Raw genomic sequence first — 22321 nt, 5'->3', positions numbered from 1 at the left:
AGGGCTGCTTTTTGAGTAGCAGCCCTTGATGATTGTGAAAAAATTAGACGCTTATTTTTGCAGAGCCAGATCCGGGTTGACCAGGGACTTGGATAGCTTGGTGGCCATACGATTGATCCAGGTCTTGTAGTACAGCGTACTGGTGAAGGCAGAGAACTGTGAACAATCGTTGTTTTCGTCTTTCACGCCACGACTGGTGACGCCCATCAGGTACAGCTCACCTTTGATTTCAACGTAAGCCGGGCCACCAGAATCACCGTGACAGGCGCCTGTGCCCTTGGTTTGGTCGATAAGGAATTCAGAAGTGCTGTAGTTCAGATTGCTGATGGTCACTTTGGTAGAGCGCAGGCGGCCCACGCCATCACCCGTAACACCGTTAGAGATGCCGTAACCAGCCACGGTGATTTCCATACCTGTCTTCAAGCTGCGTTTGTTTGGCAGGAAGGTCACAGGTTTGTACCCTTCAGGGATGCTTCCAACGAAATGAATCATGGCAATGTCGCCAGTGTCGAACTCTTCGTTTTGGCGATTTTCCCAGTAAGGGGAAAGTTCGACCTTGTCCACTTGACGTCGTTCACTGAGCGCTGTGATTTCAGTGCCGAAGAAGACATACATGTCTTCAGTGAAGTAGCCGATGCAGTGAGCGGCGGTCAGAACGATGTTGTTTGGAAGAAGAGAGCCGGTGCAGATTTCGCCTTCGAAGGCGTCGTAAACAGCGACGATGCTGTTTTGAATCTTATCGGTGGCCTGAACTTCTGTGCCGCCGATGATTCCATCCCCATTTGTGATTACGCTGGAATTGTTCGCTTGAGGTGCGCAGGCAGTCAGTGCCAGGCTTGTCATGATCCCCGAAATTAGCAACTTATTCAGCTTCACTAAAATCCCCCCGGATTACGACCTACAAAATCTGTAGTTCGTGGGCTGAATAAACCCCATTTTGGCACCACATGACAAGATGATAATGCTAATGAGAAACATAAGGGGGACTTATCCCCCATATGCTTGAAAGACTTACAGGTTTTTGAAGCTGTCCGTGGCTTCAATAAGCGCTGAGCGCGTTCCAGGTTCTGCGGCTGCGTGGCCGGAGTCAGGAATGATTGTAAATTTTGCTTCCGGCCAGGCCTTGTGAAGCTCCCAGGCAGAAGTTGCAGGACAGACGACGTCGTAACGGCCCTGAACAATGACCCCTGGGATGTGACGGATTTTATCCACGTTTTCCAGGATCCAGTTGTTGGTTTTGAAGAATGCATTGTTGGTAAAGTAATGGCATTCGATGCGGGCAAAGCTCAAGGCATATTCAGGATCGTCGAATTCATCCACAGCTTTCGGGTCCACGATCAGGCGGGAGGTGGCGGCTTCCCACTTGCTCCACGCTTTGGCGGCTTCCAAGCGCACGTCTGCATTTTCGTGTGTCAGGCGTTTATAATAAGCCGCAACCAAATCATGACGCTCGTTCTGAGGAATGGGCTTTAGGTATTCATCCCACACATCCGGGAAGATGTTGGAGGCGCCCTCTTGATAGAACCATTTGATTTCAGAAGGACGGCACAAGAAGATCCCGCGCAGAACCAAAGCTTTCACGCGTTCCGGGTGAGTGATCGCATAGGTCAAAGCCAGCGTGGAGCCCCAGCTTCCGCCGAAGACCACCCACTTGTCGATTTTCAACATCTCACGAACGGTTTCGATATCTTTCACCAGATCCCACGTGGAATTTTCACGCAGTTCCGCGCAAGGAGTGGACTGACCACTGCCGCGCTGATCGAACAAAATAATTCGATAGGCTTTCGGATCAAAGAAACGACGGTGATCTGGAGCCACGCCACCACCGGGTCCCCCGTGCAGGAAGACAACGGGTTTACCTTGCGGGTTGCCGCATTCTTCCCAGTAAAGGGTGTGGATATCAGAGACTTTCAGCATGCCTTTGTTAGAAGGCTCGATGGCTGGATAAAATTCGCGCATATAGACCTCGCTGTGAGAGAGGAAAAGCCTCTCGCAGATTGGTCTTTAAGTCAAAATGCGCGGAGCCGAATTCTTCAGAAGCAAAGGACAAAGGCCCGCACGGCAACACAGGCGGGATTGTTCCTTGGGATTGTTGGTTTGGTTCAAGAGAGCTTGAAGAAGCTTCAGGGCTTCCTTGGATCGTAGTTGAACTGCTGACACACGCACCTCCCACTTTTTAAGCTTAAGGGAAAATGGCGGTAGGAATCCATTAATTGAGAGTAATTATCAAAAGATGAGAAGGGGTTGAGAATCAACCCCGACCAACCTGGGGCTTACTTGGCAATACTGGTGCCGATATCACGGGGGTCAGCCACCCCATGCAGCTTGTCACCTTCTTTGGTCACAGCCATGACGTTACAAGGAATTGGTTCCACGCGGACGTCATAGCCCATGGCTTTGAGTTCTTTGAGAACTTCAGGTTTCGGTCCTGGGGGATCAATGAACAGAACATCTGGCTGCCATTGCTGGTGATAACGAACCATGGCCACCGAGTCATACAGCGGAAGTTTGAATTCCACATAGTTTAAAATTGTCTGCGCCACACAACTGATGATGCGAGTTCCACCTGGTGCACCCACTGCCATCACCGGTTTATTGTTTTCAAGCAAAATGGTCGGCGACATACTGCTCAGCGGAGTTTTGCGAGGAGCAATGGCATTAGGCTTGCCACCGATAGCTCCAAACAAATTGGCAGCACCGACTTGAGCTGCGAAGTCATCCATTTCGTTGTTCAGCACAATCCCGGTTCCCGGTGCCACAATCGCAGCTCCCATCCAGCCATTGATCGTTTGTGTGGAGGCCACGGCGTTCCCCTGATTGTCGATCAACGACATGTGAGTGGTGTCGGTGGATTCGTACTTCAGCGGATCGCCGCCATAAACTTCTGAAGCCTTGCGTGCGCGTTTTTCTTCAAACTGCGAGCGACGTTGTTTCAGATAGTCTTCAGACAGCAACCCTTCAACGGGAACATGGCCGAAGTCAGGATCACCCAGGTAAACAGCGCGGTCTGCAAAAGCGGATTGCAATGCGGAAGCGGCTAGGTGAATGGACTTGGTGGAAAGAGGCCCTGCTTTTGCCAAAGAGTCTTCTTCAAGCAAATCGAGGAATTGAATCACATGCACACCACCGGAACTTGGTGGCGGCATGGAGATCACCTCATACTTGCCCACTTTGCCTTCAACAGGCTTTCGGAATTTGACTTCGTAGGTGTCGAAATCTTTTTGAGTCAGAAGGCCTTTGCGCTCTTTGGAAAGTTTCAAGATGGAGCTGGCAACAGAGCCTTTGTAGAAACCATCTTTTCCTTTTTCAGCGATGATTTTTAAGGTCTTCGCCAGGTCCTTTTGCACAAGCTTGGTGCCGATGGCTGGAACTTTGCCGTCTTTATTCAGGAAGACCGCCTTGGCTGCGGGATCTTTGGCAAGAACATCGGCGCGATTCAGTAAGGCTCGATGAAATTCCGGATAAATATCAAAGCCGTTTTCTGCCAGTTCAATAGCCGGTTGCATAATGGTTTTCAAAGGTAACGAGCCGAATCTTTTGTGTATTTCCAAAAGACCTGCGACCATTCCCGGAACTGCGACAGCCAAAATACCGTCTTGGGAAAGCTTGGAGTCAGCCTTGCCGTCTTTTCCGATGTACATGTTTTGCGTGGCTTTCAACGGTGCTCTTTCGCGGAAGTCGATGGCATAGGTATCACCGGTTTTCGCCTCGTGGAACATCATAAAGCCGCCACCACCGATACCGGTGGACTGGGGGCGCTCGACGGAAACAGTGAAAGAAGCCGCAACAGTCGCATCAATGATATTGCCACCCAGGGCGAACATTTTTTCAGCGGCTTGGCTGGAGTACCGACCTTGTGTGGAGATGGCGAACTGAGTGCCGTAAGCTTCTGCTGTGGCGTGGTCCGGACGTTCCTGAGAAGTGCGGATCACCGGGCTTTGAGTTGATTTCGTGCTTTGACAGCTGAGGGTCAAAACCGAAAGTGACAGTATTAGCAGTTTTGTTGTTTTCATCAGGATTTCCTCCAACCTGTTTTATGAGTCCATTCAATGTATTCTTTGTGTCGTTTTGCTGGATCGGGCGGGTGATAGTCGCCATCCATGGGCGTGATCACCAGCGTTTCTAGAGATGACAACCCCATTTCCGCCCGGCGAGAGTTGAGATTTTGCTCATCTTCCACTTCGGTGACGCGAAGGATGCCATTTTCATCCCAGTCCGCATTGGTGCCGTAGATCTGTTTGCGGCCTTCATAGAAACGAATGCGATCAATCAAGAAGGCGACATAGGATTTGGGAACTTGGCCCGCTTTGGCAAGATCTGTCAGTGCGGGCTCTTGGGCGCGCATGAATTCAGGCCAGCTGATGGCATGCAGAATAATTCTTAAGGCTGCGGTGCAGGCCTCTTCGCCCACAAGGGGAATTGTCGGGAATCCGTTTTTTTCGATCAGTTCCTGCAGGCGCTGAGCATTGCGCAGATGCACTTTTTCCATCTGCGGGTGATAGCCGTGAAAGAGTTCACCTGTACTTGCCAGCACTTCGCGCACGGCTTCGTCTTCTCTCATCAGGTGAAGAATTTCTTCTGCGTATGTCATCCAAAGAACTCCGTCATCAGGCGGTTTTTATCACGATCCGGGAAGAAGCTGGCGTCAAAGGCAATCTGATTGCAGCGATGGAATTCTGCAGCCGTGAAGCCGTGAACGCGATGAAGAACCTCGTAGTCGTCACTGAGGCAGGTGGCAAAGACACCCGGATCATCGGAATTAATCGTCACCAAAACACCAGCCTTCATCAGCTGACGAATCGGGTGAGCTTCATAGGTGGGGAAGGACTGAGTCAGATAGTTGCTGATCGGGCAGATTTCCAAAGGAATACGACGGTCTTTCACAAACTCAAGCACAGCGGGGTTGTTGATAATCTGGATGCCGTGACCAATGCGTTCGGCTCCGAGAATTTCAATACTGTCACGCACCCAGGACGCGGATTGAGGTTGCGGGGTTTCGCCGGAATGAACTGTGATACGCAGGCCGGCCTTCTTGGCCTTTTGGAAAAGTGGCGCAAAAGTCTTGGGATCAAAACCCTCTTCGTTATCCGCCAGATCCAGAGCCAAAAAGCTGTCTTTGTGGTCAATAGCGAAATCCACAACTTTTTCCGCAACTTCATAGGACTTGATTCTTTGAACAATGCAAATCAGACCGATCAGCATAGGGAACTGCTTGCGTGCCTGCTCGATGCCCTTCAGAAGGGAGCGGTGAATCTTTTCGAAAGTCAGGGATTTATGTCCATCCGCAATGAAAGTCGGGGCATAACGCAGCTCCAAAAGGCGCACGCCGTCGTTGAAAGCGTCCTCACAGGCCTCGTAGGCAATGCGAGTCAGAATCTCTTCGCTGGCCAGAACCTTTTGAGCGTTCATGAATTTATTCAGTACAGATCCCAGATCTTTCATTGGGCCGGTAATCAAAAATTGATCTTTTTGTCCCTGCGATGTCGGCGCTAAAGGGATTCCCTCCTGGGGGGCCAGTTCCAAGATGGTACTCCAACGCACTGAGCAGTCTAAATGGCGGTGAAGATCCACCTTTAGGATGTCGCGAATATTGTGAGAATAAAGCCTTTCCATTTGAAGTTCCTCGCTGTGAGCAGTAAAACTATATCCTATGACAGAACCTATTCAGATCAAAACAAAACTCGCAGGCAATCCTTCTCAAGAACCTCAATTCAAAAGCTTTGTAAAAAGCAAAGACGGACGTCAGATTCCAGTGGCCGATCCTAACGCGACACGCGCCCTTGTTTCTTTGATGGATATGAATGCCGTCCTTGGTGGAGCAGCTTCTCACTATGGTGGTCCGGCAGCGTTGGCGGAATTGATGTCCGCATTGCATGGACACGTGTTTGATGTTTCCAGCCGCGCAGGCAAACAGTGGTATGACTTGTTCCATATCGTGAACGATGCCGGTCACTGTGAAAACGGTCTGTATGCTTTGAAAGCCAATTACAAAATGGCGGGTTTGACTTTGGACAGCCTGAAAAAGTTCCGCTCCATTGAAAGCGGACTGACCGGACACGGTGAAGTTCATTGCTTCCCTGAAGGTGTGTTCATCTCCAACGGTCCATTGGGGTCCGCGTTCCCACAAACACAAGGTGTGGCAATGGGAGAAGCTTTGTCCGGTCAAAATCGTGTGACGGTGACGACGATTTCTGACGGGGCCTGCATGGAAGGTGAAGCGAAAGAGGCTTTCGCTGCTATTCCGGGTTTGGCAAAAATCGGCAAGATGGGTCCTTATGTTCTGATCATCAGTGATAACAATACAAAGCTATCAGGTCGTATTGATGCGGAATCTTTCTCCATGGCTCCGACATTTGCATCCTTGAAAGATTTGGGCTGGAATGTGATCAGCCTTCCTGAAGGCAATGATCTGCAAAAATGCTATGACACCTTGGTCACTGCGATTGAGACGGCAAAAGCCAATCCCAAAGCGCCGGTTGTGATTCACGCTAAAACAGTCAAAGGTATCGGAACTAAGAAAACCGCAGAATCGGCTTCTGGCGGTCACGGCTTCCCTTTAAAAAGCCCCTCAGAGCTTCCTGCATTCCTGGGTGAAATCTACAATGGTGCAGCACTGCCGGAAGTTTACAACACTTGGATTTCTGAATTGTTGAAATGGGAAGCGGATATCAAAGCCAGCGGCGTGAAAGATTCTGGAGAGAAAATCCAAGTTGGCATTTCTTCGGCGATGGTTCGCGCGCGTAAAGCGGGTTTGCCAGTTCTGAGTGTGACGTCGGATCTTCCAGGTTCCACAGGGGTTGCGGGCTTCCGTAAAGAATTTGCAGATGCTTCGTTTGATGTGGGTATTGCGGAAAGCAATATGGTTTCCACGGCAGCGGGTCTTTCTAAATTGGGTTATATCCCGGTTGTGGATACTTTTGCTCAGTTTGGTGTGACCAAAGGGGCTTTGCCTCTGACAATGGGAGCTTTGTCTGAAGCGCCGATCATCGCGGTTTATTCTCACACAGGATTCCAGGATGCTGCCGACGGAGCCTCCCACCAGGCTTTGAGCTATGTGGCGATGACTTCTTCGATTCCTCACGTGGATGTTTACTCTTTGTCATGCAGTGAAGAAGCCGATGCTTTGATGTACTCTGTGATCGAGAATTTCGCAAAAGCGCGCAAAGAAGGCAAAGTTCCACATTCAGCTGTGTTCTTCCTGGGACGTGAAAACTTCCCTAAATCCTACGTCGCGGGTGCCACATATGATTTGAGAAAAGCCCAGGTGTTGGCGGATACCACAGCTGGTAAGGCCAAAGCTGTGACGATTGCAACAACAGGTTCCTTGGTGCCTCAAGCTTTGTTGGCGGCCAAAGATCTGGAAGCCAAAGGTGTTGGTGCTGTTGTGGTGAATGCGGCTTGCGTGAATCATGTGGACGTGGCGACTTTCAAAGCGGCTTTGGATAAAACTCAAGGTCACTTGATCACGGTGGAAGATCACCAATTGTTGGGTGGCTTTGGTCAGTTATTGTGCCATGCCTTGTTGACGGCTGATGTGACGTTGAAAGCAAAAAGCCTGGGCGTTCATGGTGAGTTCGGTCAGAGTGCTTACACGGCCTTGGATCTGTATCGCAAACACAAGGTCGATGCGTCGGCCATCGTGGAAACAGCCGGGTCCTTTTTCCAGAAAAGCGGTGCGTGGTAAATAGCGCCTAAAAATTTGTAATGTTGAAGCCCACAGTGGAAACGCTGTGGGCTTTATCATAATAAGTTCAACCCAATCAACGTCAGGAAATAAAAAAGCCTTTGGGACTTCCAAAGGCTTTTTTCAGTATCATTTGCTGTTCGCAGGCTTATTTAACGGAAACTTCGCAGGCAAATGTACCCACTTCAGTTTGTTCGCCTAGACCCCACCAGTAAACTTTTGCTGTGTGGTCCACAACGCTGATAACCAATTCAAACTCGTAAGAACCTTCAACCCAGAAGTCATAACGAACTTCAGTGTCAGAAGCCGCGCTGGATTCTCTTGCCAGGGCCGGGCCGTTCATATCCAAAGTGGATACAGAATAATCGCCAACGCTCAAAGACCAGTTCTTAGCATCTTCGATCAATAGAACTGTTGGATTTTTCAGGATATTGAAATCGGCATTGATTTCAGGGTTTTTGGAAAGCTTGGTAGCTTGGCAGTCAAATACTCTCTGGCCCGCAAAAGAAAGGCTGGAGAAAAGCATCGCAGTCACGAAAAATACAGTTTTCATCGTCTAAGTCCTTTGTTTGATGGGTCTTGCCTATCAAGACTTGATCGAAAAGTCTGTTTATAATTCTGTTAGCGGAATAAATCGTGAAGTTTTTCGCTGGTTCCACTGTTGGTTCGGCTGTGGCGAAGGCCCTGAGCCCTGCGGGTGGATGTTCTAAGTGACTGGATTTACTAAAAAAGAAAGCCTGCGTTTGTAGCGCAGGCTTTCGCGGAATTTCCTGTATCGGAGGCGGCCTATGCCGCTTTTGCTTCTTCTGCGTGAGAGAACTGGGCAATTTGACCCATTTGATCTTGAGAGAACGCAGAAACGATATCCACCAGAATAACCACTTTGTTATCCACTTTACCCATACCACGCACGAAGGACATGGCATGTTCGTTACCCAGAACCGGGGATGGTTCGATTTGTGATTCTTGAAGATCCACAACTTCTTTCACAGAGTCCACGATCATGCCGACCTGACCGATGGAAGTGTCGATCACGATAATGCAGGTGTCGCGAGTTGTGTCTTGAGCCTGCATGCCGAATTTAATACGTAGATTTACAACTGGAATAATTTTACCGCGCAAGTTCATCACACCTTTTACATAGTCCGGTGTTCTTGGAACCGGTGTGATCTCACCAAACTGGTTGATCTCGCGTACTGTTTCGATAGCCACGCCATATTGTTCAGCCATCAACTGGAAAGTCAGATACTGGCCCGGTTTTGCTTTCATGGATACATCACTCATTTTAATAGCCTTTCAAAGTCGTAAGACAAACATTGACCTCTCTCTCTTCGCGAAAAAAGGCAGGCGACTTAAGAGGATTTCTCGGGGGCACGTAAAAAATATTATTCTCAGGTCCGGAATGACTCATCCTGGGTCAATAGTCCTGTTCGGCGTGACAACTTTCTTACTGGGGGTGGAAAGAGTCTCATTCTGGACCAAGGGAGTAAATAGAAGACGTGGGGAGTCTCCGATAAAGCTGTGTGATTTTCTTACCTTAATTTGGAGCGGCCATGAGCGGTGATAATGCTTTTTTTGAAGAACTACAGATGGATTTCCTGAACGAATCCGCTTTTATGTTGGAACAGTACGAAGAGTACATGATGCGACTGGAAAACAGTGAAAATCCAGTCAAAGACCTGACAGACATTTTTCGGGTGGCCCACTCGGTAAAAGGAGGAGCGGCGGCAGTCGGTCTTGCGGATCTTTGCAAATTCGCGCACGTGATGGAAGATCTTTTGGATTTATTGCGTTCCCGTCCGGAACTGGTGAACTCCACAGTCATTTCCCTGCTATTGCAGTCCGGGGATGAATTGAAAAATCGCATTGGATCCTTGCAGCAGGGGCAGAATAATCCTTGGGATCCTTCGGCATTGAAGACAGAGCTGGTTGCTCTGACGGAACAGCTTTCCGGGAAAGCTTCCAAACATTCTCAAGAGCCAGCGCCTTCTGCTGATGAACCAAAAATTGACGTGCCGGATGATTTCTTCACTCAGACACCGACGGCGGAAGCAGCAGCTCCGGCAGCGGAAGACGATGTGACCAATCACGATCTTCTGGCGGAGCTTCTGGCGCAATTGTCGCCGGAAGATCAGGCAGAGTACTACGCCAAAGAAGAAGCTGAAAAAAAATCCGCCCAGCCAGCGCCAGTTGCGACGGCAGAGCCTGTGGTGGCGGCACCGCCGACACCTGTTTTGAAAGTGGTGCCCTCGGCTCCGGCAACTCCGGCCCCTGCGGCGACGGCCAATGGCAGCAATAATGGTGGGAATGGCAAGGGTGCGAAGAATCTGAATAGCACCATCAAAGTGGACACCGGTCGTGTGGACTCCGTTCTGGATGCGGTGGGTGAGTTGGTTGTTCTGAAGAATCAGTTGGTTCATGACGAAACAGTGCGCAGTGGTGTGAATCTGCGTCTGGAGGCGATCGTGGATCAGTTGGATAAAGCCGTGCGTGAGCTTTACGAAAAAACTTTGAGCATCCGCATGACTCCGCTTAAATCCATGTTCATTAAAATTCAACGTATCGTGCGTGACGTTTCCTTAAGCCTTGATAAGCCGGTTGATTTGCAATTGATCGGTGAAGAAACAGAGGTGGAAAGAACCGTCTTTGAACTTTTGGGTGACCCTTTGGTTCACTTGGTTCGTAACTCGATGGACCATGGTGTGGAAAAGAAAGAACTGCGCCAGGAACGCGGAAAATCTGCAACCGCCAAGGTTGTGGTATCAGCCAAACAATCCGGCGGTAATGTTATCATCGATATCTCGGATGATGGCGGTGGTATCAACCGTGAAAAAGTTTTGGCAAAGCCATTGAGAGAGGTTTTGTGCCTGCAGGTGTGGATCCAGCGTCCATTCCAGATGAACAGGTTTTCCAGTATATCTTCTATCCGGGATTCTCGACAGCGGACAAGATTTCAGATCTTTCCGGTCGTGGCGTGGGCTTGGACGTGGTGAAATCGAATCTTGATAAGATCAATGGTAAAATCAACATCTATTCCAAAGCAGGTCAGGGAAGCACATTCCGTCTGACGATCCCTTTGAGCACCGCAATCACCGATGGTATCATTGTGGCTTTGGATGGCGCTCGCTATATTCTGCCAATTCACTCTATCCGTGAAATTGTGCGCGTCCTGCCAAAGGACTACACGCATGTTTCCGGCGCAGGTAAAGTGGCCAGCATCCGTGGGCATTTGTTGCCGGTGATTGATGTGAGCAAGACATTGGGTTCTATTAATTGGTCCCTCAATAAGAAAGATGAACAGCTGGCGCAACGTCGCGAGAACTCTTTAAGTGCTCGCCGTGAAGAGACTATGCTGGTGATCATTGAATCCATGACAGGTCAGATGGCCTTCCCGGTGGATGATGTTCTGGGGCAGGCTCAGGTGGTTGTTAAGCCGATCACGACCGGTCAGGATATTCCAGAGGTTGCCGGTGCGGCGATTCTGGGTGACGGTAAGACGGTTCTGATTTTGGAACCAGGGGCGTTGGTAAGTAATGTATCTAAAGGTCGGGAGATCGCGGCATGACGGCTGTAAAGAAGAATGAAATTGTCGGCTCTCTTTATGATTTTGAAGAGATCAAGCTGTCGGATAAGATGTTTTTGAAGTTTGCAGAGCGCATGTACAATCTGGCGGGTGTGGACTTGCCATTGACGCCGAAGAACCATGCATTGATTCGCAATCGTATTGTGAAACTATTGCGTCGACATTCTTTGAAAAGCTATGAAGAGTACTGGTCCATGATAGAAAAGGGCGGCTCAGAGATGACGTCGGAGTTCATTTCCGCTTTGACGACCAATATGACGTCATTCTATCGCGAGTCCAATCACTTTGATTTCCTGAAAAGTGTTTTGCCAGATCTGGCAAAAAAGTTTGGAACGGATTTGCGCCTGTGGTGTGCTGCGGCCAGCACAGGGCAAGAGCCCTACACAATTGCGATGACGGCGTGTGAAGCGGCTCCGGAAATGCCTTCCACAAAGCCTCGTCTGCTGGCGACGGATATTGATCTGCAGGTTCTAAAAAAGGCCTCCACCGGCACTTACGAAGAACGTGAAATGCAAGGTCTGCCTCCGGCTCAGCGCACTCGCTACTTTGAGAAGGTCAAAGCCAACGGGGACGAGTACTGGAGAGCCAAGGATCAGATTCACGACATGATCCGTTTTGCTCCGTTCAATTTGATGAATCCAAAGTATGAATTTCAGCACAAGTTCCATGTGATCTTTTGCCGAAATGTTTTGATCTATTTTGATGAACCGACCACCAAAAAGGTGATCGAAAATCTGGTGTCCTGTTTGGCGCCGGGTGGTTACTTGATTCTGGGGCACTCGGAATCAGGCAATGTGAAACACCCTGGCTTAAAACCAATGTCACGTGCGGTTTATCAAAAAATTTAACAAAGAATAGAAGGCCCTTATGGCTCAAAAAATTCGTGTTCTGATTGTAGATGATTCGGCGGTGATTCGTAAGTTGCTGGAGAAGATTTTTTCTACCTGCCCGGATATCGAAGTGGTGGGAACGGCTTCAGATCCGTATATTGCACGCGATAAATTGGTGGCGTTGAAGCCGGATGTGATGACTTTGGATGTGGAGATGCCGCGTATGGATGGCATCAGTTTCCTTGAAAAGGTCATGCAGCATTTTCCAACCAGAACAATTATCTTTTCCAGCTTGGCAAAAACAGGTTCAGAGACCTATCTGCGGGCTCTGGAGGCGGGTGCGATTGAAATCATGGAAAAACCTTCCATCGACGTCAGTCAAAGTCTGGAAACGCTTTCCCAGTCTATTATTGAAAAAGTCAAAGCGGTTTCCAAGGCTCGTATCAATCCGGTCAAAGTGACTGTTCCGACAGGGGCAGCTCCGGTGAAAAAGACAACGACTTCGTTGGCGCGCACCACGCATCAGTTGTTGGCGGTGGCTTCTTCGACGGGTGGGACCGAGGCATTGAAAGTTTTCTTAAGCGGAATGCCAGCGGATATCCCAGGAACTTTGGTGGTGCAGCACATGCCCCCGGGTTTCACGAAATCCTTTGCAGAGAATCTGAACAAAATGTTCCCGTTCGAGGTCAAAGAGGCCGAAGAAGGGGATCAGGTGGTTCCGGGACGCGTTTTGATTGCGCCAGGCAATTATCATATGGAAATCACCCGTAGTGGTGCCTTCTATTACGTAAAACTGCATCAGGGGCCTGCTTTGCACAGTGTTCGCCCGGCTGCGGATTACCTGATGAAGTCTGTGGCAAAGTATGTCGGTAAGAATGCGATGGGTGTTGTTCTGACTGGAATGGGTAAGGATGGCGCCGAAGGCCTTTTGGAAATGAAAAATGCAGGGGCCTACACGGTTGCGCAGAACGAAGAAACCTGCGTGGTTTACGGAATGCCTGCCGCCGCCGTGGCATTGGGTGCCGCAGATAAAGTTCTTCCATTGGATCGTATCGCGGGTGATCTGATGAATCATCTTCAGGCTCGTAACGCGGCCTAAAATTTACTATCAAAATAAGATCAGGACCCCTGCATTTTTGCGGGGGTTTTTTATTGCGCTTCAGGGTGCCTGCTTTCTAGAATGTCTGGATTGCAAGGAGCGGTTCGTGCTTACGAAGTCGTTGGTTTTATTTTTGTCTTCTATATTGTTCATTGGTTGCAAATCGTCCCCGGTAAGAAATGAGGTTGAAGCTATGAATTTGAATGATCCGTATCTGTGGCTTGAAGAGGTGGAAGGACCCAAAGCTTTGGAATTTGCGAAAGCAGAAAATAAGCGCACGCTGGAGCATTTTAAAGGCACTGCAACCTATCATGAAGTGGAGCAGGGTGTTCGTAAGATCCTTTTGGCTGAAGATCGCATTCCGGGTGTCAGTCTGAAGAAAGGCGAGCTTTACAACTTCTGGCAGGACGGCAAGCATGTGCGCGGCCTGTGGCGCAAAACTTCTTTGAGTAGCTATAAAACAGCAGAGCCGAAGTGGGACGTGATTCTGGACATTGATGTTCTGGCAAAAAAAGAAAATGAAAATTGGGTGTGGAAAGGGGCCAGCACTTTGGGGCCCAAGCACGACCGTGCCTTGGTGTATCTGTCCCGTGGTGGAAAAGATGCCACTGTTGTGCGTGAGTTCGACATGAACACGCGCCAGTTCGTCAAAGGTGGCTTCAGTCTGCCAGAGGCAAAAACCAATATGTCCTGGAAGGATGAAAACACCGTCTTTGTCGGAACTGATTTTGGCCCGGGGTCTTTGACGGATTCTGGCTATCCGCGCATTGTGAAAATGTGGAAGCGGGGAACTCCGCTGTCAGAAGCCACAACGGTTCAGGAAGCATCTGTCACCGACATGTCTGCATATAGCTACATCATGGATGAAAATGACAAACGCCATGTCTTCCATAGTATCCGCAAAGGATTCTATAGCAGCGCTAATTGGTATGAGGATAAAAGCGGCCATAAAGTCCGTTTGCCGATGCCAGAGGATTCGGAGTTCTGGGGTGTTTTCGCAGACAAACTGTTCTTTGAGTTGAAGTCAGACCTGGGTTCCTTCAAAAGCGGCAGTATTGTCTTCATGCCATTGAGTGAGATTTCCAAAGGGGAAGCTGCGCAGAAGTCTTTGCGTGCGTTGTTCGTGCCGACAGAAAAAAGATTCATTCAAGGCCTAAATCCCACAAAGAATCATATCTTGCTGCATGTGACTGATGACATTCTGTCACGCATTGAAAAAGTGACGTTTACCTCTGCAGACTCCTGGACGACAGAGCCGGTGAAGCTGGGGGATAACGGCATGGCTTATGTCACCTCCACGGAAGATGAAAGCGACACCTATCTGGCTCAGTATGTGGACTTCCTGACTCCGACATCCACCTATATTGGCAATGCTTCAGATAAGGAAAATCATCTGGAACTTTTGAAGAAGTCGCCAGTGCGCTTTAACAGCGAAGGATTGAAAACCCAGCGCTTTGAAGCTGTCAGCAAGGACGGAACAAAGATCCCGTACTTTGTGGTTTCCAAAAGTGATCTGAAAATGGATGGAAAGAATCCGACACTTCTTTATGGCTATGGTGGATTCCAGGCACCGATGCAGCCTTCTTATTTGAATTACATCGGTAAGGTGTGGGTTGAAAAAGGCGGCGTCTATGTGCTGAGCAATCTGCGAGGTGGCGGTGAGTATGGTCCGGCCTGGCATCAGTCGGTGCTGAAAGAGAATCGCTATAAGGTTTATCAGGACAATATTGCCATTGCCGAAGATCTGATCCGTCGTGGCTTTACCTCACCACAGCACTTGGGTATTTCCGGTCGTTCCAATGGCGGGCTTTTGACAGGAGCGACATTCACAACCCGTCCGGATCTGTTCAATGCGGTGATCGTGGGGGTGCCGTTACTGGATATGCTTCGTTATCACAAGCTTCTGGCCGGAGCGAGCTGGATGGATGAATACGGCAATCCAGAAGACCCTAAAATGCGCGAAGCAATCTTGAAGTATTCACCGTATCAGCGTTTGCAGAAAGAGGCGAAATATCCGGAAGTGTTAATCATGACCAGCACCAAAGATGACCGTGTTCACCCGGGCCATGCCCGTAAGATGGTGGCGCGTATGAAAGAATTGGGGCATCCGGTTTACTATTACGAAAACATGGAAGGCGGCCACGCGGGCAGCGCCAACATCGAACAAGCTATTCTGTGGAATACCCTGGAGTACACCTACCTCTGGGAAAAGCTGAAATAGATCTGAAAGCCCTTATCTAACCAGTGAGGGCTTTGTTGGCTTTCTTCAGGCGCTGGGACAGGGTTTTTACCAAAGCCTTGGCCCAGGATGGCCGGGCAAAGATCACGTTATCCAAGGAGCCATTGGGAATCGCAATCAGCTCTACCTCGGTGATCGCTTCCACGGTGGCGGAGCGGGGCTCGTGATTAAAGTGTCCCATTTCCCCGACAAATTCACCGGGCAGGATTTCTCCCAGCATCACTTTGTCGCCGTTACTGTCTTCGGAGTAGGCGCGCAGACTGCCTTTTTTTACGATGTACGCCACCTCTGTGATGTCGCCTTCTTTAAACAGAACATCCCCGGGTTGCAGTTGTTTCAGTTCATATTGCGGCTGATTGGTGTCGGCCTTCGGCGAAATGATTTTTGCAACACAATCCACCAGGGCCTTTTCGCGATCCGGTTCTGTTAAGAATTGGACCCGGCCAGAAGCCACTTCATGTTTGAAGATGTCGTGATCCGCGACATAGGACATGATGATGATGGCAATATCGTCGTTGTTTTTTTCTTTTAGGATTTTCGAAACGATATCGAAGCCCGATCCTTTGGGAAGGTACTCATCCACCAGAACCGCTTTGGGATGAACGTTGTCGAGTTTGTATTTGGCTTCGAACCATTCAGACCCGTGAAAGACTGAGCAGTTTTCAAAGTTCCGCTGCAGGCCTTCGGTGCATTTGTGGATGCGGGTTTTATCGCCGCTGATAATAAGGAAAGTGTTCTTCTTTTGGTCGTTCCGTCCCATATCAAAACCTTCCATCGTTTTACGTGGATCTTTCAGGCAGACCACGCTGGGTGACACTGCCTTTATTATCTGCTTTTCAAATGGGAGCTTCAATGTTTGGTCTCAACTCAAACTGAAATGGCTTGAATTGAGACGCTGAGGGAATTTAGTGGTGGGTTTCCTCGTGTTTGATACGGGCAAAGCTGCCAGAGCGGGTGAATTTCTCGTACTGTTGATGCCAGAACAACATCTGTGCCGGAGACAAAGAGAAATCCATCATGGCCAGTTTCATCGCCAGAGGGAAGGCTTCGTTCATCACAAAAGCCGCCTGACGGCGTTCGCCTTTACGGCTGTATTGTTCGATACGGTGAAGTCCCTGCATGACATGAAGAGCTTTAAAGAAAATGGCCGCTTCTTGTTTGAAGATGCCCATTTCTTCGCGCATGAAATACGCCAGCTTCGAGTCGTTGGAAAGCTCGTCATGATTCCAAGGGTCTTCGCCGTATTGAGCCTTCATAAAGCCCATCATGAAGGCAGAGAACAACTCCATGGGATCATTTTTGTCGATGCCCGCGATACTAAGGCGAGCCATATGCAATTCAAAGGTTTCCATTTTTGCGGGATTCACAAAAACGGAGTTCAGGCCCGGAAGGATTTGTTCCAGAATATGCAGATCGAACAGCTCCATGAAGGCCAGGTGTGGCTCTTTCAGGCGCATGAACTTCAGCCACTCTTCACGACGGCGAGGCAGAACGGACTTTTTCAGTTCGCCACTGCAATCCGCGATCGCGGCACGCATGCCGGACTCAATCGAGAAATGAAGTTTGTGAGAAAGACGGATGGCGCGAAGAATACGAATCGGATCTTCGATGAAGCGTGCTTTCGGATCACCGATCATGCGCAGAACGCGGTTTTCGATATCCTGAATACCGCCACAATAATCAATCAGCTTCTGTGCGCCCGGATCATAGAAGACAGCGTTGCAGGTAAAGTCGCGGCGAACCGCATCTTCCTCGACAGTTCCGAAGTAGTTGTCACCTTCAATAGTGTCATCACCTTGCTCGGCGAGTTCTTCCTGGGTTACGTTGCGACGGAAGGTTGCAACCTCGAACTGTTGATCACCACGCTTAACAAGCACCAGCTTGAAGCGGCGACCAATGACATAAGCATTGGGAACTTTTTTGCGCACTTGATTGGGATGTGCACTGGTGGCGATATCAAAATCTTTAGGATGAATCCCTACAAGCAAATCTCGAACGCAACCACCGACAAGGTAGGTCTCAAAACCGGCGTCTTGAAGGTTCCGAACAATTCTTAATGCGTAGGAGTCTATCCAGTCCTCGTGGAGCTGGGGTTTTTGTTGGGCAGTCATTGAGGCTGAATCTACATCCCTTCGCATCAAAATTCAAACGTGAATAATAAAAGACCCGCAGGACAAGTCTTTGATCTTAAGTCCTTGAAATAATTGAGGGTCTTTTGAATAAATCAACATGACGGAGTGGATTTGGAGGAGTATAAAAAGTTATGTCTTACCTCAATAATTTCTACCATCATCTCTATGGCCCTGAAGACGGGCGCAAATGGGTTTTCGTTCACGGTCTTATGGGCTATGGGCAAAACTGGCGCAAGATCATTCAGGGACTTGAGACGACCGAGCGTTGTCTGGCGTTCGATCAACGGGGCCATGGCCGGTCTTTCCAACCGGCTGAAGGTTATGGTCCTGAAGATTACGCCGATGACCTCAAAATGATTGTGGACGAGTTGGGGTGGGATCAGTTCGTTTTGGTCGGTCATTCCATGGGCGGACGCAATGTTATGAACTTTGCCTCTCGGTTCCCGGAGCGTGTGTCCCAGTTGGTGATTGAGGACATTGGACCAGAAGCCAACCCACAGGCTCACGAGTATTACGAATATTTATTGAATTTGGTGCCGGCGCCGTTTGCGACCCGGGCCGAGGCCAAGCGCTATTTCTTTGAGGACTTTGTAAAAACCGCAAAGACCCGCGAGGACATCCTGGTGATGGCCAACTATTTCTATTCGAATATGACTGAGCAGCCAAATGGCACTGTCGATTGGCGCTTTTCTAAAAAAGGCATTATTGATTCTGTTCTCTTGGGAAGAACGGATGAGAGATGGGACGAGGTGAAGTCCCTGAAAATGCCGACCCTGCTGGTGAGAGGAGCCAACTCCAAGGAGCTATCGCAGGAAAACTACGACAAGATGCTGGCTAGCAACCCTATGATTAAGGGCGTCGTAATCCCCGGAGCTGGACATTGGGTCCACTCAGATCAACCTCAGGCCTTTACAGAGGCGCTGAAAATGTTTGTGGGCGGCTTTTAAGCCCCTGCTTTGACTTTTAGCCTCCTGCTAAGTAGCTTGGAGGCTTCAGACCGGAGTAATGAAAGTTGAAATTCTCAGAATTGAATTTAGATTCCCTATTAGTATCTGCAATCCAGAAAATCGGCTACGATGATTGCACCCCGATCCAGGAACAGGCAATGCCTCCTGTTCTGGATGGTAAAGACGTTGCAGGTCTTGCACAAACCGGCACTGGTAAAACAGCAGCCTTCCTGATTCCTCTGATGGAACGTATCTTGCGCGCTCGCCCGGCTCAGGGTGAAGTTTCTGAAGAGCAAAAAGCAGTGATTGAAAAACGCGCTTTCGCGGACTGGAAACCACAGAATTTTATTCTGATTTTGGTTCCAACGCGTGAATTGGCAGAACAGGTTCAGGACAACATCAACAAGCTCAGCACTGAATCCGGCCTTCGTGGTTTTGCGATTTACGGTGGAACGGGTTACGACAAACAAAAAGAGGCGCTTAAAAATGGCGTCGAGTTTATCGTCGCAACTCCAGGCCGTTTGATTGATCTGTACAAAGAACACCTTGTTGACCTGAAACAAGTTCGTGCGATTGTCTTCGATGAAGCGGACCGCATGTTTGATATGGGCTTCAAAGACGATATGAAGTACATCCTGCAACGTGTTCCTCGTGAGCGCCAATTGCTGGTCTTCAGTGCGACTTTGAACTTTGATGTTTTGAATACCATCTATCAGTTTGGTTCTGAACCGGTGGAAATCAACATCAGCCGTGACCAGGCCAAAGCTGACAACGTGAAAGATCAGATTTTCCACGTGGGCAGTGATGAAAAGCCTCAGCACCTTTTGTCGGTGTTGAAAGTGCATAATCCGAAACAAGCCATCATTTTCACGAACTTTAAAATGAGCGTGGAAAGAATTGCCAAGTTCCTGACGGAAAATGGTATTCCGGCGATGGCAATCTCCAGTCTTTTGACGCAGGCTCAACGCAATCGCGTGATTGAGCAGTTCAAGGCTGAAAACGACATGAACATTCTTGTGGCCACAGACGTTGCAGCTCGCGGTCTGGATATCAAGGGTGTGGACATGGTTGTGAACTTCGAACTTCCTATGGATTCTGAATCCTATGTTCACCGTATCGGTCGTACCGGCCGTGCGGGTACAACAGGTCAGGCGTTTTCTTTGGTGGGCGATAAAGATATCGAATCTTTGGCTCGTATCGAAGACTATCTGAAACACAAAATTGACGTTGGCTATATGGAAAACGACCAGTTGGTGAAAGACTTCAAACCGATGTCTTCTCACTTCGAAGGTCACTATCCGAAATCTTTGGATCGCGCTCGTGCGCCTCGTGAAGGCGGTCGTGGCGGTGATAAACGTGGTGATCGTGGTCCTCGCCGTGAACGCGGTGATCGCGGACCTCGTCCGGATCGTGGTCCTCGTCCAGAGGGTCAGCCGAAAACAGCTCAGGCGGGTCAGGGACCAGGTCCACAGGGCCGTCAGGACAACCGTCCAAAAAGACAGCATGAAGGCGGACCGAAACGTCCTCACGACAATAAACGTGGCGATCAGAAACCAAGACATGACCAACAGGCTCGTAAGCCGCACGGTCAGCAGCCACAACGCCAAGGAGCTTCTGCCAAGAAAAGAGTTCCAGTGGCAGCTCAGAAATCCGTCGGCCAAAAGGTGGTTGGATTCATTAAACGACTGTTCTCTTAATCCTGAATCAGGATTCAAAAAAGAAAAAGCCTGCTCCTTCTGGAAGCAGGCTTTTTTGTTTTAGAGATCTGACAAAATTACTTTTTAACTTTTTTCGCAAGAAGAGCCGTCGTGTCTGCATTGCTGGCTTCTTTTGCCGCATCCAGAGCTGTCTGGCCTTTGGAATTTTTCAGTTTTAGATTTGCACCATGCTTGATCAGGAACTGAATGTCTTCCGGAGTGCCATAGCGAGCTACAGAGAACAAAGCGGTCTCACCCAGTTTGTTGGTTTTGTTGATCAGGGCTTTGTTTTTACCCAGAATAATTTCCGCCGTTTTCTTGTCATTGGCAGCAGCTCGCATGAACAAGGTGTCTTGCTCATCACCAGCGACGGAAATATCCACATTGGCTCCGGCCTTGATCAAAGCTTGAGCCACTTCAAAGTTGTCATTGGTGACTGCGAAAGCCAAAGCTGTCTCGCCGCCGTTGTTCTTCAGTTCCAACTTTGCCTTCTTTGTAAGAAGGAATTTGACGATATCCAGATTGCCACCCATCGAGGCCATCATCAGCGGGGTCATGCCTGTACTGTCCTGAGCATTCAGGTCGATCTTATTTTTAGTCAGCAAGGACTTCACTTTGGCAAGATCGCCTTGCTCCGCAGCTTCGTTCAGGGCTGCGGAAGCCTTGCCCGTTCCGGCAAAGGCAGTTCCGTGAAGAAGTCCGGCAAGGAAGAAGATCAGCGCGGCCAGGACATAGGATTTCTTGCTCATAAGTCACCCTTCTCTATTTCTTTGCGACCACAGCAGGTACGGTCGGAGACACCAGATAAGACTTCGCATCGAATGGCAGAGGCAGTTGTTCCGTGTAGTTGACCTTCTTAGGTCCACCGTTAGTGCTGATCAACTGAGCCACTTTTGTTTTGATCTGCTGACTTGCCACACCCCAGTCAGAACGGTTTTGATCCTGATCGGTGTGCATAAGAACCGCGAAATAGATCTCGCCATTTTTGGTGGAGATGCTGCCCGCCAAAGTTTTGGCTTTGTTCACGCTTCCTGTTTTTGCGATTGTGGATCCTGCCATATTGCCACCGTAGCCTCTGACGGTAGAGTCACGGTCTTTGCCCGCAACAGCCATCACGTCACTGAGGTCATAGCCTTTTACAGACAGATTTTTATCCAGACGGTACAGAATCTTGACCATCATTTCACAAGTGGCTTCGTTATAGATCGGCTTCGCTACAGAACCTTCGTTGTTACCAGAACCGTTGTGGAAGACAATGTCTTCGTCACTTGCTGCCAGAGTTGTTTTTACATATTGTTCAAACTTCTCTGTACCACCCAAATTCCAGAACATGGTGTCGGCGATATAGTTGTTGGATTGATTGTTCATTCTTTTCAGAATGGAACGAAGTGGAGCGGATCTTAAGATCGCAGTCTGAGTGTTCGCGGCCTTTTGGAAGCTGGCTTTCGGAGTGAAGGCCACATTGCGAATAGAGACGCTTGGGCTTTCAACCATTTGCACGCCGTTCTTCGCAGCCTTCGCACGAAGATTTTTATACAACAGTGAATTGACCCCGGTTCCAAAGGCGTTGATCAGAGTGCTGCGAACCACGGCAGCCTGCTCTTCGATGGTTTCATATTTTGGAGTCGTCCCGGCGATCAGAGGTTTTTCCTCTGCTCTCCAGGTAAGAAGGAAGTTTTCGTCGAAGGTCATTTTCTCAATCTTCTTGATTTTCATACGATTGAGTTCTGACATAAGGAAGTAGCCCAGATTGCGGCCGAACATCGGGTCGCGGCTGCCTTCTATGTGGATATCCACGGCGCCATTTGCGGTTGGTGTGATATGGAGTTTCGTTGCGTAACGATAGTCAGGTCCAAGACGATCAATGGCCCACAAAGTGGTCACGACTTTTGAAATCGATGCCAGTGGGAACTTGTCATCTTTAGTTTTGTCACCTTGAACCACACCCTGAGTTGAATTCGCAGCCATGTGGCACATGGAATTCAAATAGACCTTGGCAGATGCCGCGGAACTAATAAGGAGTGTACCAACAGATACGTGCAGTATTTTTTTGGTTAGAGCTGTAATCATCAACGACCTCTCCTTTGAGACATTGCCTTTCTTTCACAAT

20 protein-coding genes are annotated in these 22321 nt (G+C 49.2%); 8 read left to right on the top strand and 12 right to left on the bottom strand.

From position 1 onward, the window contains the following. Nucleotides 1-51: 51 nt before the first annotated feature. The 6 genes from ACES2G_RS16110 to add all read right to left on the bottom strand — a co-directional run bounded on the left by ACES2G_RS16110 (nt 52) and on the right by add (nt 5613). Entirely contained in the window at nt 52-876 is an 825-nt protein-coding gene (locus ACES2G_RS16110; protein ID WP_347358236.1) for a trypsin-like serine protease, read from the bottom strand. Nucleotides 877-1011: 135 nt separating this feature from the next. Further along, nucleotides 1012-1959, bottom strand: coding sequence for a prolyl aminopeptidase (gene pip / locus ACES2G_RS16105; RefSeq protein WP_347358235.1), 948 nt, complete (start codon nt 1957-1959; stop codon nt 1012-1014). A gap of 45 nt (nt 1960-2004) precedes the next feature. Continuing rightward, nucleotides 2005-2160 carry a hypothetical protein gene (locus tag ACES2G_RS16100; protein ID WP_347358234.1) on the bottom strand — a complete coding sequence of 52 codons (156 nt, stop codon included), beginning with the start codon at nt 2158-2160 and terminating at the stop codon, nt 2005-2007. Nucleotides 2161-2273: 113 nt separating this feature from the next. Then, the gene (gene ggt, locus ACES2G_RS16095; protein WP_347358233.1) at nt 2274-4013 is read right to left on the bottom strand and encodes a gamma-glutamyltransferase; all 1740 of its coding nucleotides are present in this window, start codon (nt 4011-4013) and stop codon (nt 2274-2276) included. Continuing rightward, nucleotides 4013-4591, bottom strand: a complete 579-nt coding sequence (locus ACES2G_RS16090) for a DUF6624 domain-containing protein (protein WP_374000750.1) — start codon at nt 4589-4591, stop codon at nt 4013-4015. Before ACES2G_RS16090 ends, ggt begins: the two co-directional genes overlap by 1 nt. After that, nucleotides 4588-5613 (bottom strand): adenosine deaminase, encoded by a 1026-nt coding sequence (gene add, locus ACES2G_RS16085; protein ID WP_374000749.1) that lies wholly within the window; start codon nt 5611-5613, stop codon nt 4588-4590. The genes ACES2G_RS16090 and add overlap by 4 nt, the downstream gene beginning before the upstream one ends. A gap of 37 nt (nt 5614-5650) precedes the next feature. Between add and ACES2G_RS16080 the strand changes: the two genes are divergently transcribed. After that, nucleotides 5651-7684: a transketolase C-terminal domain-containing protein gene (locus tag ACES2G_RS16080; RefSeq protein WP_347358230.1), complete on the top strand. Its 2034-nt coding sequence runs from the start codon at nt 5651-5653 to the stop codon at nt 7682-7684. Between the two features lie 148 nt (nt 7685-7832). Here the strand turns inward: ACES2G_RS16080 and ACES2G_RS16075 are convergent, their stop codons facing one another. Further along, nucleotides 7833-8237: a hypothetical protein gene (locus tag ACES2G_RS16075; protein ID WP_347358229.1), complete on the bottom strand. Its 405-nt coding sequence runs from the start codon at nt 8235-8237 to the stop codon at nt 7833-7835. Between the two features lie 233 nt (nt 8238-8470). Next, nucleotides 8471-8968, bottom strand: a complete 498-nt coding sequence (locus tag ACES2G_RS16070) for a chemotaxis protein CheW (RefSeq protein WP_347358228.1) — start codon at nt 8966-8968, stop codon at nt 8471-8473. Nucleotides 8969-9237: 269 nt separating this feature from the next. On the opposite strand from ACES2G_RS16070, the gene ACES2G_RS16065 reads away from it, so the two are divergent. The 5 genes from ACES2G_RS16065 to ACES2G_RS16045 all read left to right on the top strand — a co-directional run bounded on the left by ACES2G_RS16065 (nt 9238) and on the right by ACES2G_RS16045 (nt 15417). Beyond that, a complete protein-coding gene (locus tag ACES2G_RS16065) occupies nt 9238-10677 on the top strand; it encodes a chemotaxis protein CheA (RefSeq protein ID WP_374000748.1) in 1440 nt (479 codons plus the stop codon). Beyond that, a complete protein-coding gene (locus ACES2G_RS16060; protein ID WP_374001911.1) occupies nt 10560-11249 on the top strand; it encodes a chemotaxis protein CheW in 690 nt (229 codons plus the stop codon). The genes ACES2G_RS16065 and ACES2G_RS16060 overlap by 118 nt, the downstream gene beginning before the upstream one ends. Further along, a complete protein-coding gene (locus tag ACES2G_RS16055) occupies nt 11246-12115 on the top strand; it encodes a protein-glutamate O-methyltransferase CheR (protein WP_347358226.1) in 870 nt (289 codons plus the stop codon). Before ACES2G_RS16060 ends, ACES2G_RS16055 begins: the two co-directional genes overlap by 4 nt. Nucleotides 12116-12134: 19 nt before the next feature. Then, the gene (locus ACES2G_RS16050) at nt 12135-13196 is read left to right on the top strand and encodes a chemotaxis response regulator protein-glutamate methylesterase (RefSeq protein ID WP_347358225.1); all 1062 of its coding nucleotides are present in this window, start codon (nt 12135-12137) and stop codon (nt 13194-13196) included. A gap of 193 nt (nt 13197-13389) precedes the next feature. Beyond that, nucleotides 13390-15417 carry a prolyl oligopeptidase family protein gene (locus ACES2G_RS16045; protein WP_374000747.1) on the top strand — a complete coding sequence of 676 codons (2028 nt, stop codon included), beginning with the start codon at nt 13390-13392 and terminating at the stop codon, nt 15415-15417. 16 nt (nt 15418-15433) lie between these two features. Here ACES2G_RS16045 and ACES2G_RS16040 read toward each other — a convergent pair whose 3' ends face one another. Both ACES2G_RS16040 and ACES2G_RS16035 read right to left on the bottom strand, forming a co-directional pair. Continuing rightward, entirely contained in the window at nt 15434-16195 is a 762-nt protein-coding gene (locus ACES2G_RS16040) for a cyclic nucleotide-binding domain-containing protein (protein WP_374000746.1), read from the bottom strand. Nucleotides 16196-16340: 145 nt separating this feature from the next. Then, a complete protein-coding gene (locus ACES2G_RS16035) occupies nt 16341-17546 on the bottom strand; it encodes a poly(A) polymerase (RefSeq protein ID WP_347358222.1) in 1206 nt (401 codons plus the stop codon). Between the two features lie 152 nt (nt 17547-17698). On the opposite strand from ACES2G_RS16035, the gene ACES2G_RS16030 reads away from it, so the two are divergent. Both ACES2G_RS16030 and ACES2G_RS16025 read left to right on the top strand, forming a co-directional pair. Next, nucleotides 17699-18514, top strand: a complete 816-nt coding sequence (locus tag ACES2G_RS16030) for an alpha/beta fold hydrolase (RefSeq protein WP_374000745.1) — start codon at nt 17699-17701, stop codon at nt 18512-18514. Nucleotides 18515-18579: 65 nt separating this feature from the next. Continuing rightward, nucleotides 18580-20211, top strand: coding sequence for a DEAD/DEAH box helicase (locus ACES2G_RS16025; protein WP_347358220.1), 1632 nt, complete (start codon nt 18580-18582; stop codon nt 20209-20211). A 77-nt stretch (nt 20212-20288) separates the two neighbouring features. Here the strand turns inward: ACES2G_RS16025 and ACES2G_RS16020 are convergent, their stop codons facing one another. Together ACES2G_RS16020 and ACES2G_RS16015 are read right to left on the bottom strand one after the other, a co-directional pair. After that, a complete protein-coding gene (locus tag ACES2G_RS16020) occupies nt 20289-20960 on the bottom strand; it encodes an ankyrin repeat domain-containing protein (protein WP_347358219.1) in 672 nt (223 codons plus the stop codon). A gap of 13 nt (nt 20961-20973) precedes the next feature. Further along, a complete protein-coding gene (locus tag ACES2G_RS16015; RefSeq protein WP_347358218.1) occupies nt 20974-22281 on the bottom strand; it encodes a D-alanyl-D-alanine carboxypeptidase in 1308 nt (435 codons plus the stop codon). Nucleotides 22282-22321: the final 40 nt, after the last annotated feature.

It is taken from the genome of Bdellovibrio bacteriovorus, assembly GCF_041888015.1.
GTDB lineage: Bacteria > Bdellovibrionota > Bdellovibrionia > Bdellovibrionales > Bdellovibrionaceae > Bdellovibrio.
The sequence above is the reverse complement of the archived record's forward strand: the minus strand, read 5'-3'. Positions and strand labels throughout refer to the sequence as shown.